Genomic DNA, 15,145 nt, shown 5'->3' on the forward strand with positions numbered 1-15,145 from the left:
CGAATCGTCACACGTTTTTTGTTTTTGTAAACTTATGAATGGCTTTCCACGCTTCTTCTTTTCCAAGCCCTGTTTCCGATGAAAATAGAACAACTTCATCACCTTGTTCAATATCAAGCGTTTCTTTCACAACCTTCAAATGCTTTTGCCATTTCCCTTTCGGAATTTTATCGGCTTTTGTTGCAATGATGATTGTTGGAATTTCATAATGCTTTAAGAAATCATACATCATAACATCATCGTTTGTCGGCGGGTGACGTAGATCAACTACTAATACAGCCGCATCTAATTGCTCACGCGTTGTAAAATAGGTTTCAATCATTCTGCCCCATGCCGCTCGCTCTGTTTTCGATACTTTCGCATATCCATAACCTGGAACATCGACAAAATGCATCATTTCATTAATTAAGAAAAAGTTGAGTGTCTGCGTTTTTCCTGGTTTAGAAGAAATACGCACTAACTTTTTACGATTTAAAATTTTATTAATAAAGGAAGACTTCCCAACATTAGAACGACCTGCTAATGCAATTTCTGGTAAGTCACCATCTGGATATTGTTCTGGTTTAACAGCACTAATGACAATATCTGCTTTTGTTACTTTCATTGTTTCACTCCTACTAATGCGTGCTCCAATACTTCGTCTAAATGAGACACAAGCACAAACGTAAGGTTTTCTTTTACGCTTTCTGGAATATCATCTAAATCCTTTTCATTTTCGGCTGGCAAAATAATTTTTGTTAAGCCTGCGCGATGAGCACTTAATGTTTTTTCTTTTAAACCACCGATTGGTAATACACGACCACGAAGGGTAATTTCACCTGTCATCCCTACTTCTTTACTGACAGGTACACCTGTCAATGCGGAAATAAGCGCCGTTGCCATCGTAATACCAGCTGATGGACCATCCTTTGGCACTGCTCCTTCTGGAACATGAATATGGATGTCATTCTTTTCATGGAAATTTGAATCGATATGAAGTTCTTCTGCACGAGAGCGAATATAACTAAATGCAGCTTGTGCGGATTCTTTCATAACATCCCCAAGTTTCCCTGTTAAAATTAATTTTCCTTTTCCTGGTGATACAGATACTTCAATTGCGAGTGTATCACCGCCAGCAGCTGTATACGCTAAACCAGTTGCCATTCCAACTTGATCTTTCGTTTCAGCTTGCCCATAACGGAATATATGTTTACCAAGTAGGTCTGTAATATTTTTTTCCGTTACAATAATACGTTTACGCTCTTCTGTTACAATAATCTTTGCTGCTTTACGACAAATCTTTGCAATTTGACGTTCTAACGTTCGAACACCAGCCTCGCGCGTATAGTAGCGAATAATTTCAAGCAGGGCTTCATCACGAATTTGTAAATTCCCTTTTCGCAAGCCATGTTCTTTTAATTGCTTCGGCAATAAATGTTCACGAGCAATATGTACCTTTTCAATCTCTGTATAACCAGCAATCGAAATAATTTCCATACGATCAAGGAGCGGACCTGGAATGCTCGCAAGCGTATTTGCAGTTGCAACAAACATTACTTTTGATAGGTCGTACGGCTCTTCAATATAATGATCGCTAAAATTATGGTTTTGCTCCGGGTCTAATACTTCTAATAATGCAGCAGACGGATCGCCGCGGAAATCATTGGACATCTTATCAATCTCATCTAATAAAAAGACTGGGTTGATTGTTTTTGCCTTCTTCATCCCTTGAATAATACGCCCTGGCATTGCTCCCACATATGTACGACGGTGACCACGAATTTCAGATTCATCACGAACACCACCAAGGGAAACACGGACAAAATTACGATTTAACGATGTGGCAATCGAACGAGCTAAAGATGTTTTCCCAACACCCGGAGGGCCTACTAGACAAAGAATTGGTCCTTTTAAAGAATTTGTTAGCTTTTGTACAGCTAAATATTCCAGTACACGTTCTTTCACTTTCTCAAGACCATAATGATCTCTATTTAAAATCGTTTCAGAATGTGCTAAATCGATCATATCCTCTGTCGCTTCTGTCCACGGAAGTGCTAATAACCAATCCAGATAATTGCGAATGACACCACTCTCTGCAGAACTTACTGGCAACTTTTCATAACGATCTAATTCTTTTAGGGCAGCTTTCTTCGTTTCTTCTGGCATTCCAGCCTCTTCGATTTTTTCGCGAAGTTCCTCTACTTCGCCGCCTTTACCTTCTTTATCACCAAGTTCTGTTTGAATCGCCTTCATTTGTTCACGCAAGAAATATTCTTTTTGCGTACGTTCCATCGAACGTTTCACCTTTTGTCCAATTTTCTTTTCTAAACTAAGTAGTTCCTGTTCATCTTGAATAATGGAAATGAGCGTATGTAATCTTTCTTTCGCTGATCTAATCTCCAAAATTTCTTGCTTTTGTTTTGTTTTAATTGGTAGATGAGAAGAAATTAAATCAGCTAGGCGGCCAGGTTCTTCAACATCTACTACTGTCGCAAACGTTTCATTCGATATTTTTTTCGAAACTTTAATATATTGCTCGAAATGTTCAAGTAACGTGCGCATTAGAGCCTTTTCTTCTAGATCGCCTTCTTCTTCCTCTGTTACTGTTTGAATAGAAACCTGTATTACATTTTCTTCTTCAATAAATTCTACAATTTCTGCTCTATGTAAACCTTCTACAAGGACACGAAGCGTACCGTTCGGCAGTTTTAACATCTGCTTTACTTTCGCTACTGTACCCACACTATATATGTCATCTTCTTTTGGATCATCGATATTCATTTCTTTTTGCATCGCTAAAAAGATGATATTTTCATCCATTGCTGCCTGCTCTAGTGCTTGTATTGATTTATCACGTCCTACATCAAGATGCAGAACCATCGTTGGATATACGAGAACGCCTCTTAATGGTAGGAGGGGCACAATTCTTTCGTTCGTATTCATACTAGACATAGCACCTCCATAATAAATTAAACTCCTGTTCAACTATTTTATATTACAATACACTTGGATGCAATTGCAGAGATTCCTTGCAATTGCAAATCTCCTACTTTTTCTTTCTCTATAAAGTGAAACTTCCAGCCGTAGGGGCCTTAGTTAACCATCACCAATCGGGCTTTTACAGGTAAGTTGCCCTACCTATTTCCTCCTCTTCTCTCTGGGCTTTGAAGTAGGGGCTTATTGCCCACGAATAGCGGGATAAAAGAAAAAGGGACCTCGCTTAAGCATACAAACTTAAACGAAGTCTGGCAAATATTACATGTTCTATTTCCCATTTACCTAAAAGGAAATCACTTCTTAGAACCCGATTTAATTTACATCGATTGTACATCGCCTTCATCTAGCTCGCGATGCACATCAATTTCACGATGCAATTTTTCCTGGACGAATGTTAACGCAAAAACTTCTTTTAATTTTCGAACGGGAATAATCTCGATACCCTTTATCGTATATAAAAATGGCTGCATGTTTTCAGCAGGAATAATAACCTTTTTCGCTCCTGCCTTTTTTGCTGCTTTTACTTTTGCATATACGCCGCCTACTGGTTTTACTTCTCCATGAATACTTATTTCTCCGGTCATCGCTATTTCGTTATTCACATACACTTGGTGAAGCGCTGAATATACACCTGTTGCCATTGCAATGCCTGCTGAAGGACCATCAATTGGAATACCACCTGGGAAATTAATATGTATATCATATCCTTCTGGTAACAAGTCTAGGGAGCGGAGCACGGTTAATACATTATCAACGGATCCTTTTGCCATACTTTTACGGCGAATCGATTTTGTTTGACTACCAATACTCTCTTCTTCCACAATTCCTGTAACATTTATCGTACCTTTTTCCGCAGCTGGGATTGCCATTACTTCAATTTCTAATAGCGCCCCTGTATTCGGTCCATATACTGCAAGACCGTTTACAAGACCGATCTTCGGAATTGGATAAATACGCTTTTCATATTTTGGAGTAAGCTGACTAGAATGTACAACCCATTCAATATCCTCATCTTTAATAAAAGAACGTCCCTCATTAATCGCCATTCCTGCAGAAATTTGCACAAGATTAATGGCTTCTCTTCCATTTCTTGCATACATGCCGATCATTTCAACACCTTGTTTTCCAATTTCCATTTTCACTTTTTCAGCTGCATTCTTCGCTACTTTTTGAATTTCTTCTGTATCAAGTTCACGGAAGAAAACTTCTAAACAACGAGAACGAATAGCAGGAGGAATTTCATCTGGAGAACGAGTTGTCGCTCCGACTAAGCGGAAATCTGCTGGTAAGCCTTTTTGAAAAATATCATGTATGTATGTTGGAATCATTGAATTTTCTTCACTGTAGTATGCACTTTCCAAAAATACTTTGCGATCTTCTAATACTTTTAACATTTTATTCATCTGGATTGGATGCAATTCACCAATTTCATCAATAAATAAAATGCCACCATGTGCATCCGTTACGGCACCTTTTTTCGGTTGTGGAATTCCTGCTTGCCCCATTGCACCTGCACCTTGATAAATCGGATCATGTACCGAGCCAATTAAAGGATCAGCAATGCCACGCTCATCAAAGCGGGCAGTTGTTGCATCTAGTTCAATAAATGTTGCATTCATACGAAATGGTGATTTTTGATTTTTCTTCGCTTCTTCTAACACAAGACGTGCTGCCGCTGTTTTCCCTACCCCAGGAGGTCCATATATAATGACATGCTGCGGGTTCGGTCCACACAGTGCTGCCTTTAATGATCTAATTCCGTCCTCTTGGCCAACAATATCTAAAAAAGATGTAGGACGTACCTTCTCGGCAAGTGGTTCTGTCAAAGAAATCTCGCGCATTTTGCGAAGTTGTTCTAATTCTTTTTTCGATTCTCGATCAATTGAAACTTTTTGTGTTCGCTGGTTTCGGAGCAAATGCCAAAAATACAATCCGACAATTACACCAAAAACAAGTTGAACAAGTAAGAATATGTTTGTCCAGCTCATAATTCATTTCCTCCCGCTATGTTTTACCATTTAGTATTTCCTGGGAGGAATAGTGCTAAACATAATAAGAAACAGCAATTATAAAAATTGCTGTTTCATTTTTACACTATGCAGATGTTTTTGTATCGAGTACAGTACCGTCTTGTAACACCAATTTTGGCGGTGCATTGTCTGCTACTGTTTCTTTTGAAAGAATACACTTCTCGATATCTTTACGAGATGGAAGCTCGAACATTACATCTAGCATTAAGCCTTCAATAATAGAGCGAAGTCCACGAGCACCTGTTTTACGTTCAATTGCTTTTTTCGCAATTTCAATCAGTGCTCCTTCTTCAAATTCCAACTCAACATCGTCAAGCTCCAATAATTTTTGGAACTGTTTTACAAGCGCATTTTTCGGTTTTGTTAAAATATCAACAAGAGCACCTTCATCAAGTGGTTCTAGGTTCGCAATAACCGGAAGACGACCAATAAACTCTGGAATTAAACCAAATCGTAAAAGGTCTTCTGGTAATACGTGAGATAAAACATGCTTTTCATTTACATCAGCATTTTTCTTCTCTGAACCAAATCCAATTACTTTTTCACCAAGGCGACGTTTAATAATTGGCTCAATACCATCAAACGCACCACCACAAATGAATAAGATGTTCGTTGTATCAATTTGAATAAACTCTTGATGCGGATGTTTACGACCACCTTGAGGCGGAACGCTTGCTACAGTACCCTCTAAAATTTTCAGAAGGGCCTGCTGTACACCCTCACCAGATACATCACGTGTAATTGATGGATTTTCTGACTTACGCGCCACTTTATCAATCTCATCAATATAAATGATTCCTTTTTCAGCTTTCTCTACATCATAATCAGCTGCTTGAATAAGTTTTAGTAAGATGTTTTCTACATCTTCCCCTACATATCCAGCTTCTGTTAAAGATGTTGCGTCCGCGATTGCAAATGGAACATTTAAAATACGCGCTAATGTTTGTGCCAATAATGTTTTACCACTACCTGTTGGCCCGATAAGTGCGATATTACTTTTCGCCAATTCTACATCATCAATTTTGCTGTTAGAATTGATGCGTTTGTAATGATTATATACCGCTACCGCTAATGCTTTCTTCGCATTATCTTGTCCGATTACATACTCATCTAAGATTTCACGAATTTCTACCGGTTTCGGTACATCTTTGAATTCTACTTCTTCGTCCTTCGCAAGCTCCTCTTGCACAATCTCTGTACAAAGCTCAATGCACTCATCACAAATGTAAACACCAGGACCAGCAACAAGCTTTCGGACTTGCGTTTGTGTTTTACCACAGAAAGAACATTTTAATTGCCCTTTTTCATCATTAAATTTAAACATATTTTCACACCCCTTACAAAGTGCTAATATCTTGCCTTCGTATGTACACGATAAATGTATCGTATGTAAATACATATTATGTCACTACGTGGCGAGAAATACAAATAATATGACTAGTTATGTACAAATAAAAAATTTTTAAAACTTTTGAAATATGTATATTCGACTTTAGAAGGATCATTTCCTTCTTCATCGAAAAGTTTTATAAATATATTTATATCTATATTTATAAAACAAGGCACGATCCAAAATCGCGCCTTGTTATTTTATTATGCAGCTTTGCTGTTGTCTACTAAGAAGTCTACAGCTTTACGAACTTTAATGTCTTCAGATAAAGCATCTAAGCTTCCAAGAGCTTGTGTGATAGCGTCAACTGGCATATTGTACATTGCAGCCATTTTTTCAACTTCTGCAGTTACTTCTTCTTCAGTAACTTCGATGTTTTCAGCTTCAATGATCGCTTCAAGAACAAGGTTGATTCTTACACGTTTTTGTGCATCTTCTTTCATTTGTTCTTTTAACTTGTCAGCGTCAGTACCTGTGAATTGGTAGTAAAGCTCAAGGTTCATACCTTGTTGGCTTAAGCGTTGTTCGAATTCACGAATCATACGATCTAACTCAGTTTCGATCATAGCTTCTGGAATTTCGATTTCAGCGTTATCAGCAGCTTTTTCTACTACTTCGTCACGAACTTTGTGCTCAGCTTCGTGCTTTTTGCCTTCTTCTAAGTTTGTACGAAGTTTTGCTTTTAACTCTTCAAGAGTTGCAACTTCTTCGTCTGCATCTTTAGCGAACTCGTCATCTAAAGCTGGAAGTTCTTTTGCTTTAATTTCATGAACTGTCACTTTAAATGTTGCTGGTTTACCAGCAAGTTCTTCTGCATGGTACTCTTCTGGGAATGATACTTCAACGTCTTTTGACTCGCCAGCTTTTAGACCAATTAATTGCTCTTCAAAACCTGGGATGAATGTACCAGAACCGATTGCTAGAGAGTAGTTCTCGCCTTTTCCGCCTTCGAATGCTTCGCCATCAACGAAACCTTCAAAGTCGATTACAGCTGTATCGCCGTTTTCAGCAGTACCTTCTTCTTTAACAACTAGTTCAGCTTGACGCTCTTGTAAAGATTGTAATTCGTTCTCTACATCTTCGTCAGTTACAGTTGTTTCAACTTTTTCTACTGCTAGTCCTTTGTATTCACCTAATTTAACTTCAGGTTTTACAGTAACTTTTGCAGTGAAGATTAAGTTTTCATTTTTCTCGAACTTCTCGATGTCGATTTCAGGATGAGCAACTGGGAAGATACCAGTTTCATCGATTGCTTCACCGTATGCTTTTGGTAAGATAATATCTAAAGCATCTTGGTATAAAGATTCAATACCAAAGCGTTGTTCGAATAACGGACGAGGCATTTTTCCTTTACGGAAACCAGGTACGTTAATTGTTTTTACTACTTTTTTGAACGCAGCGTCGATAGAGTTGTTTACTTCTTTAGCATCAACTTCGATTGTTAAAACGCCAACGTTACCTTCTAATTTTTCCCATTTTGCAGCCATTTATTCTTTCCCTCCAACTATAATAATGTATGCACATACCTCTACAGATTGAGATTTTCATTATTTCTTTTTTAGAAACAACAAAAGCATGAAAGCCAATTTATTTAAGCTTTCTAATCTTCTAGCAATAAGCCTTAAGACACGCGATTCTCAATCTATTATTTGTCTATAAGACAAACACGGTATATTTTGTTCGAGAATAATATGAAACATATTAAGTAAGAGAATTATACTTCTCTCCTCTTACAAGCAGGCATAATTCAGCCTTTTGCAACCCTTACATTATAACATAGAATATTCTCGTTTCAATAACTGAACGATTCTTTTTCATAATTATACAGGTAAATGCCCTTCTCTCTCCACGCGTAAAAACCATTGATAGGCAATATGAAACTCTTCAACGGTAATATTATACGCCTCCATAAGTTCCTCTTCATCGATGATCAATCCGAAACGCTTTCTCCCGATTCGCTCTAAAACCGCTGCCCATACTTCTACTTTATCTATTAGTAATGGGAACGGGAAAATACTTGCTTGCATTTCTCTCCAATATGTAATAATCGCCTCAAACATATTTGGATTATCACTTTCTAAACGATTAGATAATATATGTATAACTTTCTTCGAGTACTCATCATTATGATCCAAATGAGCTGGAATAATCATTATTCTTTCGCCAAATTTCTCTACTTCTATTTCTTCTTTCATACGCTTCTCTACCATTTTGTATATAATAGAAGTTTTTAAATATGGATGTCGCGTGCTATCAACGAGAAATTTCCGTAAAGCTGGCAAAGCTTTTTCGAGGTTTTTAATTAAAAGAGCATGAATTACCTGTAGCTGCTGCCCAAAATTTTCTACAAATAGTTTTTTCGAAAATTCTTCCAGATCAAAATCTGATTCTACTAGCGTCGTTCCCTCACCATTTAGCATATTCTCCGCAAATTGGGCAAGCTGCGCTAACTTTTCTCTTTGCTCTACAGTCAATTCTTTCTTCTGCAAAACCTCTTCAACAGTCTCAATTACACCTACATAATCATTTGTTTGAACTAAAATAGTCACGTATGTTTCAAGAATATCCCCAAACAAGACTGTTCCTGTTTCAAGCAACTTCTCACATCGGTCTTTTGATTCTTCCATTCGCTTTAATTCTAATAAACAAATAACTGAAGCTAATTCTGTTTGCTCTGTTTCTCCATTATACTGGCGTAATATTTCAAAACAGCGCAATGCATCTTCGAACTTCCGCTCCCGCAGCGCCATAAACCCTTGATCAATATAACGCTCTGACAACTGCGGAAACAATACGACCGTATTTTCTTTTTTATCCATACGTCCGCCTCTTTTTTTAGATTTTAAATATCTTCAAAGTAAATATAACAAATGGCTGTTAAGAAAACAACATTCCAAATACATTTATTTGAAATATGAAAATATTCGACTTTTATAATTAAAACGAAAAAATCATATCAGAAAATCCTCTTTATACATATAAAAAACCCTCAGCAAATAACGCAGAGGATTTCCTCATTAATGGGCAGCTTTTATAATTGTAGGATATACGAAAAGAGTAATCATTTGGAGAACAATAATTGTAACAACAACCATGCTAAAAAAGAAGATTGGCTTACTTCGTTTCATCAAAAACATAATAATAAGCATAATGCAGGCAAGTAAACACATAAAAAATAAACTTGTAGTAGGACTTAGTATTCCGCTAGGGACAAATGACAATAATATAACACTACAAACACCTATAATTCCGAGTAACCATTCCATTCATTTACCCTTTCCCTCTCATAACAATTCTCTCTATGCTACTAAATGTTTTACAACCTCAATTACATCTGTTAATTTCTCATATGCAACAAACCCGAAAGCTACTGTTAAAGCCGTTACGACTAATCCTTTCATGTTTTTCTTCCTCCTCGTGTCATCTTCGTTACCTTAATTATAAAGAACTGGCATTTTGTTACCATCGAACTTTCTTACACTTACCTTACAGAATTGTAAGATTTCAAAAGAAAAAAACCACCTAACATAATTGAAAGTGGTTTTACGGGAGTTCTCTATAATCGTCTGCAAAATTAACATTCTTTTCTTAGTACTTATTTGGTGAATTTATTCTTAAACTAATTGATTTACGAAACACTTTTGTAATTATTTATTACATCACATTCGAGATATTTCTCTCCTTCACCTTCTTATAAATTTTTAAATACAGCCTAATTCCCTTGTTGAAAAATGTTAAAATATTTTTATGTAATTCAAAATCCAGAAATTAAAGGGGATGATCCATATGTTCAAAAAAGTAGCTGCTGATGTTCTCGGGCTAAGCGATGTAGGTTCTGTAATCACACCGAAAGATTATGATAAAGTGGATGCTGATGATTATGTGATGCATGAAGATGGAGAAAAAATTTATTTTCTAATTAAATCAAAATCAGATGAATATTGTTTTACAAACAAAGGGTTAATTCACTTAGATGGTACGAGTGCAGCAAGTAAAAAACGTACATTACGCCGCTTCAGCTACAGCAAACATCAAATTAAAAATGTAGCGTTAGAAACTGCTGGTACAATCGATTTAGATGTAGAAATTAAATTCCATATGGGAGATGAATATTACTCAATTGACGTTCATAAAAAACATATCGAGGAATTAAAAGACTTATATAAAGCTCTTCTCAAAATTGAGGAAATTTCATACGAAAATGATATTACATTACAATATGCTCATAAAAGTTTAGATATGGCTTCTAACACATTTAGTCGTATTACGAATGCACAAGTTAATTTAGCAGAGCAATTTAAAGAAATGAATCAAATTGCGTTTAATTGGCTTGTGGATACGAAGAAGCAATATAACGTGAAAGATTATGGGTTTGTTTTTGAAAAATTTATTAACGATTAATTTTTGAATAAACAAAAAACCTTGTCATCAAAAGATAACAAGGTTTTTTTAGCGTCCCAGGAGAGATTCGAACTCCCGACCGACGGCTTAGAAGGCCGTTGCTCTATCCTGCTGAGCTACTGGGACATGGAGCGGGTGAAGAGAATCGAACTCTCGACCAGAGCTTGGAAGGCTCTTGTTTTACCACTAAACTACACCCGCATATTTTGTTTTCATTTCCGTCTGATATCTTATCGACAAGGTTTATTATATTTGCACACGCAGATAAAGTCAACACCTTTTTTCAAAGAGGATAATTTTTCTTATCCTCTTTGAAAAGTTTTATGTGCGACAACTTTTCCAGCTAATGTTTCAAATCGAATTTCAATGTCCTTTTCATTTACTTCTAACAAAGTAAATGTTTTTTCTTTACGGGAACGTGGCAGTAAAATGCTTCCTGGATTGATGAATAAAATACCATCAATAAATTCCGCTCCCAACATATGAGAATGTCCAAAACATACAATATTCGCTCCCACTTCTTTTGCACGATATAAAAGTGTTTGCAAAGTCATTTTAATATTGTATCGATGACCGTGTGTAGCAAAAAAGCGCATTTCATCTACATCAGTAATGATTTCTTCTTCAAAACCATTATATAGATCGCAATTCCCTTTTACTACTTGGAACCCTCGTAAATCTGGATGATCTGGCGTTAGTTCTGAATCACCGCAATGAATCATAACATCTACATTTCCCTCATATGTATCTTTTAATTGCTGTAATTCTTTCGTAGAACCGTGACTATCGCTTACAATTAAAGCTCTCATCGGTCTCTCTCCCTTATTCTTCTTCTAAAAACCACGCTGAAATTTTTTCTTCCAACTTTCGAAGAGCACGCCCGCGGTGACTGATTTCATTTTTCTCATCTGAAGTTAACTCTGCCATTGCTCGTTTGTATTCTTCTACATAAAAGATTGGATCATATCCGAAACCATTTTCACCACGACGTTGCTCTAGAATTTTCCCTTCGCATGTTCCATTTACAATAACCGACTCTTTATTTTCTTCTGGAAAAGCAACCGCTAACGCACAATAAAAACGCGCTGTACGCTTTTCCATCGAAACGCCATCTAATCCTGTTAAAACTTTATCGATATTTGCCTGATCATCTTTTTGCTCACCAGCATAGCGAGCAGAGCGCACACCAGGATTTCCATTCAACGCATCAACAATTAGCCCTGAATCATCCGCAATAACAATTGAATTTAACTGTTTACATAAACTGTCCGCTTTCAAAAGTGCATTTTCTTCAAATGTTTCACCAGTTTCCTCGACTTCTTCAATATTAGGGAAGTCATGAAGAGATTTTACTTCTAAGTCAAATCTCTCAAATAGCTCGGCAAATTCACGTACTTTCCCTATATTTTTCGTTGCTACAACAACATGTTTCATATTTCCCACCTCTACTCTATATGAGATACGATGTCACCTAATGCTTCTTTTTGTTTTTCAATGAGTTGTAAAATCCCATTTTCAGCTGCATCAAGTAATTCATTTAACTCCGCACGGCTAAATGTTGCTTCTTCTCCAGTTCCTTGCACTTCAACAAAATGGCCTTTCCCCGTCATAATAACGTTCATATCAACATCAGCTTGAGAATCTTCTGCATAGTTTAGATCTAAAACTACACCTTGGTCTTCAACAATTCCAACGGATGTTGCAGCTAAATAATCTTTTACTGGAATTTTAGATACTTTTTCTGCTTGTAATAACTTTTCAAATGCTAACACCATCGCGACATAAGCACCCGTAATAGACGCTGTTCGTGTTCCTCCATCTGCCTGGATTACATCACAATCAATCCAAACCGTTCTTTCCCCAAGTGCTTCCAAATCAACAACCGCACGTAATGCTCGTCCAATTAAACGTTGAATTTCCATTGTGCGACCAGTTACTTTCCCTTTACTGGACTCACGAATTGTACGTTGTTCTGTTGCGCGTGGAATCATGGCGTATTCAGCTGTTACCCACCCTTTTCCTTCGCCTCTCATAAATGGTGGCACACGTTCTTCAATCGTTGCCGAACAAATAACCTTTGTATCTCCAACTTCAATTAGTACAGACCCTTCTGGATGTTTTAAATAATTTGTATGAAGATGTATATTGCGCAGTTCTGCCGCTTGTCTACCATCTACTCGCATAAAATAACCCCCTACCTAGTAACTGCTACTTGTTAGTATAGCCCGTTTTAAATTTATGATTATGTATATCAACAGAAGAAGGGGAACTCAAAAAGAAATTCCCCTTTCCTACATAAGTATATCAAATTATTTACGATTAAAAACTACCTGTATTCACGTTTTGCGGACGATCAACAGGTTTTGTTAATTTCTCACCCTTCTCGTTAACAAGATTTGCTTTTCCATTTACTTCAACAGAAACATTTTTCACACCTTGTTTTTCCGTTAAAGATAGAACGAGTGATTGCAGTACATAATTTGAAATCATACTTTTTCCTTTGTTCACATATATATTTTCATTGAAATTCAATGTAACCTTTCCATCTTGCACTTTCGGTTCACTAACGAGCTTTACATCTGGATTAAAATCATTAAGTAAAGCTGAACCCGACGGTCCTTTAACAAGCTCATTCACAACCGTTGCTACTTCATGTTCCTTTCCTTCTGCCACGCGGCGTGTTACTGGCACATAGTACTGTTTTTTATTATTTCGCGCTAGGAAATAAAGTGTAACCGGCTTCGTATTCGTTACATCCGCCACTTGCTCATCATCAAAGTTAATTCCATCCGCACGGCTAACCCCTTCACCAATCGGTGTACCAGCAACCGGCATCGTTTCTAAATTTTTACCGTTCATCTGAAATTTGACTTGCTTAATTTCTTTAAATTGCGTCAATGTCCATGCTACAGATTCCACGATTTGACGCTCTTCTTCTTTTTTATAATTTTTTATTTCCTTTGAGAAATCAACAACTGCTGTCCCATCTTTTTTCACATCAACTGACAGCGTTGTATTCGCTGGAAGAACCGCTTGAAATCCATTTGGCAACATATTTGTTACAGGACCATCCTTCACAAGATATTCCAATGTTTGCTTCACAACTGCATTCCCTTTGGGCGCAGGTAAATCAAATGTTTGCGGTACAACATAACCATTTTTATCAACGAGGTATAAATCATATTTCTTCGTTTGCCCTTGTTTTTCTTTTGTAGCAGTCTCTTTCTTCTCACCATCTGTATACGCAACTTTTTTCGGTGGATCAATTTGTTCTGTTTCTTTCTCCTGATTTAACAAACCGCATCCTGATAATAAAGCTGCGCTTACTGTAACACAAACAAGCCATTTAAAAGTGGATTTAGGCATACCATTTCCCCCTAAAATCTAAGTTTGTACTATATGTATACGAGCTCTTTATCATTTTAGAACAAGCAATAACAACTTATCTTACAATTTACTAAACAAAAAAACTCCTGATTTCTCAGAAGTTTTTTATACAAATCTATTATTAACTTGTTTACAAATTAATATGTTTTACATTTTCAATCGGCTGTCCAAACCATTTAGAAGCAATTTCTTTGAATAAATCTATTTTTCCTGTGGTTAAGAAAAGATGGTCGCTTTGTTCTTCCCCTTCATTTAACATTTTACTATGATATAGTATCGTACTTACTTCACGAGCTGTTTCATCTCCAGAACTAATTAACTGCACCTTATCTCCCATTACCCGCTTAATAACTGGGCCTAGAATCGGATAATGTGTACATCCTAAAATCAGCGTATCAATTTCAGTATTTTTCAGTGGTTGCAACGTTTCTCTAACAACCTCATACGCCATCTCACTCTCAAAGTTTCCACTTTCAACAAGTTCAACAAATGGCGGACACGCTAAGCTTTCTACCATAACGCGGTTATTAATGGACTTTAACGCATCTTCATACGCACCACTTTTCACCGTTCCAATTGTTCCAATAATACCAACATGGTACGTATTCGTCACTTTTAAAGCTGTACGCGAACCAGGATGAATCACACCCACTACTGGAATTTTTAATTGTTTTTGCATCTCTTCAAGTACGACCGCAGTTGCAGTATTACAAGCAATAACTAGCATTTTAATATCAAGTGCTAATAAATACTCTGTCATTTCCCATGTGAATTGACGCACTTCCTCGCGAGAACGCGGGCCATAAGGACAACGTGCTGTATCTCCTAAATATATAATACGCTCTTTTGGCAGCTGACGAATTAACTCTTTCGCTACCGTTAATCCCCCTACTCCCGAATCAATGACACCAATTGCTCTATTCAACATAATCACCCGTTTTCTCATTCATCATCTTATTTT

13 protein-coding genes and 2 tRNA genes are annotated in these 15,145 nt (G+C 36.9%); 1 reads left to right on the plus strand and 14 read right to left on the minus strand.

Annotated features, from left to right (window positions below; translation table 11 throughout):
- Positions 1–7 precede the first annotated feature (7 nt).
- The 7 genes from ysxC to BPMYX0001_RS19230 form a co-directional block, all read right to left on the minus strand.
- Positions 8–604, minus strand: coding sequence for a ribosome biogenesis GTP-binding protein YsxC (gene ysxC, locus BPMYX0001_RS19200; protein ID WP_018764396.1), 597 nt, complete (start codon positions 602–604; stop codon positions 8–10).
- The gene (lon, locus tag BPMYX0001_RS19205; RefSeq protein ID WP_006096079.1) at positions 601–2,931 is read right to left on the minus strand and encodes an endopeptidase La; all 2,331 of its coding nucleotides are present in this window, start codon (positions 2,929–2,931) and stop codon (positions 601–603) included. The genes ysxC and lon overlap by 4 nt, the downstream gene beginning before the upstream one ends.
- 362 nt (positions 2,932–3,293) lie before the next feature.
- The gene (gene lonB / locus BPMYX0001_RS19210; protein WP_003200791.1) at positions 3,294–4,964 is read right to left on the minus strand and encodes an ATP-dependent protease LonB; all 1,671 of its coding nucleotides are present in this window, start codon (positions 4,962–4,964) and stop codon (positions 3,294–3,296) included.
- Between the two features lie 106 nt (positions 4,965–5,070).
- Complete coding sequence (clpX, locus tag BPMYX0001_RS19215) at positions 5,071–6,330, minus strand: ATP-dependent protease ATP-binding subunit ClpX (protein ID WP_018764399.1); 1,260 nt, start codon at positions 6,328–6,330, stop codon at positions 5,071–5,073.
- Between the two features lie 269 nt (positions 6,331–6,599).
- On the minus strand, positions 6,600–7,883 hold the full coding sequence (gene tig, locus BPMYX0001_RS19220; RefSeq protein ID WP_003200787.1) for a trigger factor: 1,284 nt from the start codon (positions 7,881–7,883) through the stop codon (positions 6,600–6,602).
- Between the two features lie 333 nt (positions 7,884–8,216).
- Entirely contained in the window at positions 8,217–9,215 is a 999-nt protein-coding gene (locus BPMYX0001_RS19225) for a hypothetical protein (RefSeq protein ID WP_006096080.1), read from the minus strand.
- Positions 9,216–9,413: 198 nt separating this feature from the next.
- Positions 9,414–9,662: a hypothetical protein gene (locus BPMYX0001_RS19230; RefSeq protein WP_018764400.1), complete on the minus strand. Its 249-nt coding sequence runs from the start codon at positions 9,660–9,662 to the stop codon at positions 9,414–9,416.
- Between the two features lie 520 nt (positions 9,663–10,182).
- Here BPMYX0001_RS19230 and BPMYX0001_RS19235 point away from each other — a divergent pair.
- The gene (locus tag BPMYX0001_RS19235; protein WP_003200781.1) at positions 10,183–10,797 is read left to right on the plus strand and encodes a PH domain-containing protein; all 615 of its coding nucleotides are present in this window, start codon (positions 10,183–10,185) and stop codon (positions 10,795–10,797) included.
- A 52-nt stretch (positions 10,798–10,849) separates the two neighbouring features.
- On the opposite strand, the gene BPMYX0001_RS19240 is transcribed toward BPMYX0001_RS19235, so the two are convergent.
- The 7 genes from BPMYX0001_RS19240 to racE form a co-directional block, all read right to left on the minus strand.
- Positions 10,850–10,923: transfer RNA gene (locus BPMYX0001_RS19240), tRNA-Arg, on the minus strand.
- A gap of 1 nt (position 10,924) precedes the next feature.
- A tRNA-Gly gene (locus tag BPMYX0001_RS19245) sits at positions 10,925–10,998 on the minus strand.
- A gap of 101 nt (positions 10,999–11,099) precedes the next feature.
- Complete coding sequence (locus BPMYX0001_RS19250; RefSeq protein ID WP_003200763.1) at positions 11,100–11,606, minus strand: metallophosphoesterase; 507 nt, start codon at positions 11,604–11,606, stop codon at positions 11,100–11,102.
- 13 nt (positions 11,607–11,619) lie between these two features.
- On the minus strand, positions 11,620–12,231 hold the full coding sequence (locus tag BPMYX0001_RS19255) for an XTP/dITP diphosphatase (RefSeq protein WP_033799123.1): 612 nt from the start codon (positions 12,229–12,231) through the stop codon (positions 11,620–11,622).
- 11 nt (positions 12,232–12,242) lie between these two features.
- A complete protein-coding gene (gene rph / locus BPMYX0001_RS19260; protein WP_003200759.1) occupies positions 12,243–12,980 on the minus strand; it encodes a ribonuclease PH in 738 nt (245 codons plus the stop codon).
- Positions 12,981–13,116: 136 nt separating this feature from the next.
- Complete coding sequence (locus BPMYX0001_RS19265) at positions 13,117–14,163, minus strand: GerMN domain-containing protein (RefSeq protein ID WP_006096082.1); 1,047 nt, start codon at positions 14,161–14,163, stop codon at positions 13,117–13,119.
- 151 nt (positions 14,164–14,314) lie between these two features.
- Complete coding sequence (gene racE / locus BPMYX0001_RS19270; RefSeq protein ID WP_003208646.1) at positions 14,315–15,130, minus strand: glutamate racemase; 816 nt, start codon at positions 15,128–15,130, stop codon at positions 14,315–14,317.
- Positions 15,131–15,145: the final 15 nt, after the last annotated feature.

This window comes from Bacillus pseudomycoides DSM 12442 (genome assembly GCF_000161455.1).
GTDB classification, from domain to species: Bacteria; Bacillota; Bacilli; order Bacillales; family Bacillaceae_G; genus Bacillus_A; species Bacillus_A pseudomycoides.

Coding starts and splice junctions, on each gene's coding strand:
- ysxC (WP_018764396.1), bottom strand. CDS start 604: ATGAAAGTAACAAAAGCAGATATTGTCATTAGTGCTGTTAAACCAGAA.
- BPMYX0001_RS19255 (WP_033799123.1), bottom strand. CDS start 12,231: ATGAAACATGTTGTTGTAGCAACGAAAAATATAGGGAAAGTACGTGAA.
- BPMYX0001_RS19235 (WP_003200781.1), top strand. CDS start 10,183: ATGTTCAAAAAAGTAGCTGCTGATGTTCTCGGGCTAAGCGATGTAGGT.
- BPMYX0001_RS19230 (WP_018764400.1), bottom strand. CDS start 9,662: ATGGAATGGTTACTCGGAATTATAGGTGTTTGTAGTGTTATATTATTG.
- tig (WP_003200787.1), bottom strand. CDS start 7,883: ATGGCTGCAAAATGGGAAAAATTAGAAGGTAACGTTGGCGTTTTAACA.
- rph (WP_003200759.1), bottom strand. CDS start 12,980: ATGCGAGTAGATGGTAGACAAGCGGCAGAACTGCGCAATATACATCTT.
- BPMYX0001_RS19225 (WP_006096080.1), bottom strand. CDS start 9,215: ATGGATAAAAAAGAAAATACGGTCGTATTGTTTCCGCAGTTGTCAGAG.
- racE (WP_003208646.1), bottom strand. CDS start 15,130: ATGAGAAAACGGGTGATTATGTTGAATAGAGCAATTGGTGTCATTGAT.
- lonB (WP_003200791.1), bottom strand. CDS start 4,964: ATGAGCTGGACAAACATATTCTTACTTGTTCAACTTGTTTTTGGTGTA.
- BPMYX0001_RS19250 (WP_003200763.1), bottom strand. CDS start 11,606: ATGAGAGCTTTAATTGTAAGCGATAGTCACGGTTCTACGAAAGAATTA.
- BPMYX0001_RS19265 (WP_006096082.1), bottom strand. CDS start 14,163: ATGCCTAAATCCACTTTTAAATGGCTTGTTTGTGTTACAGTAAGCGCA.
- lon (WP_006096079.1), bottom strand. CDS start 2,931: ATGTCTAGTATGAATACGAACGAAAGAATTGTGCCCCTCCTACCATTA.
- clpX (WP_018764399.1), bottom strand. CDS start 6,330: ATGTTTAAATTTAATGATGAAAAAGGGCAATTAAAATGTTCTTTCTGT.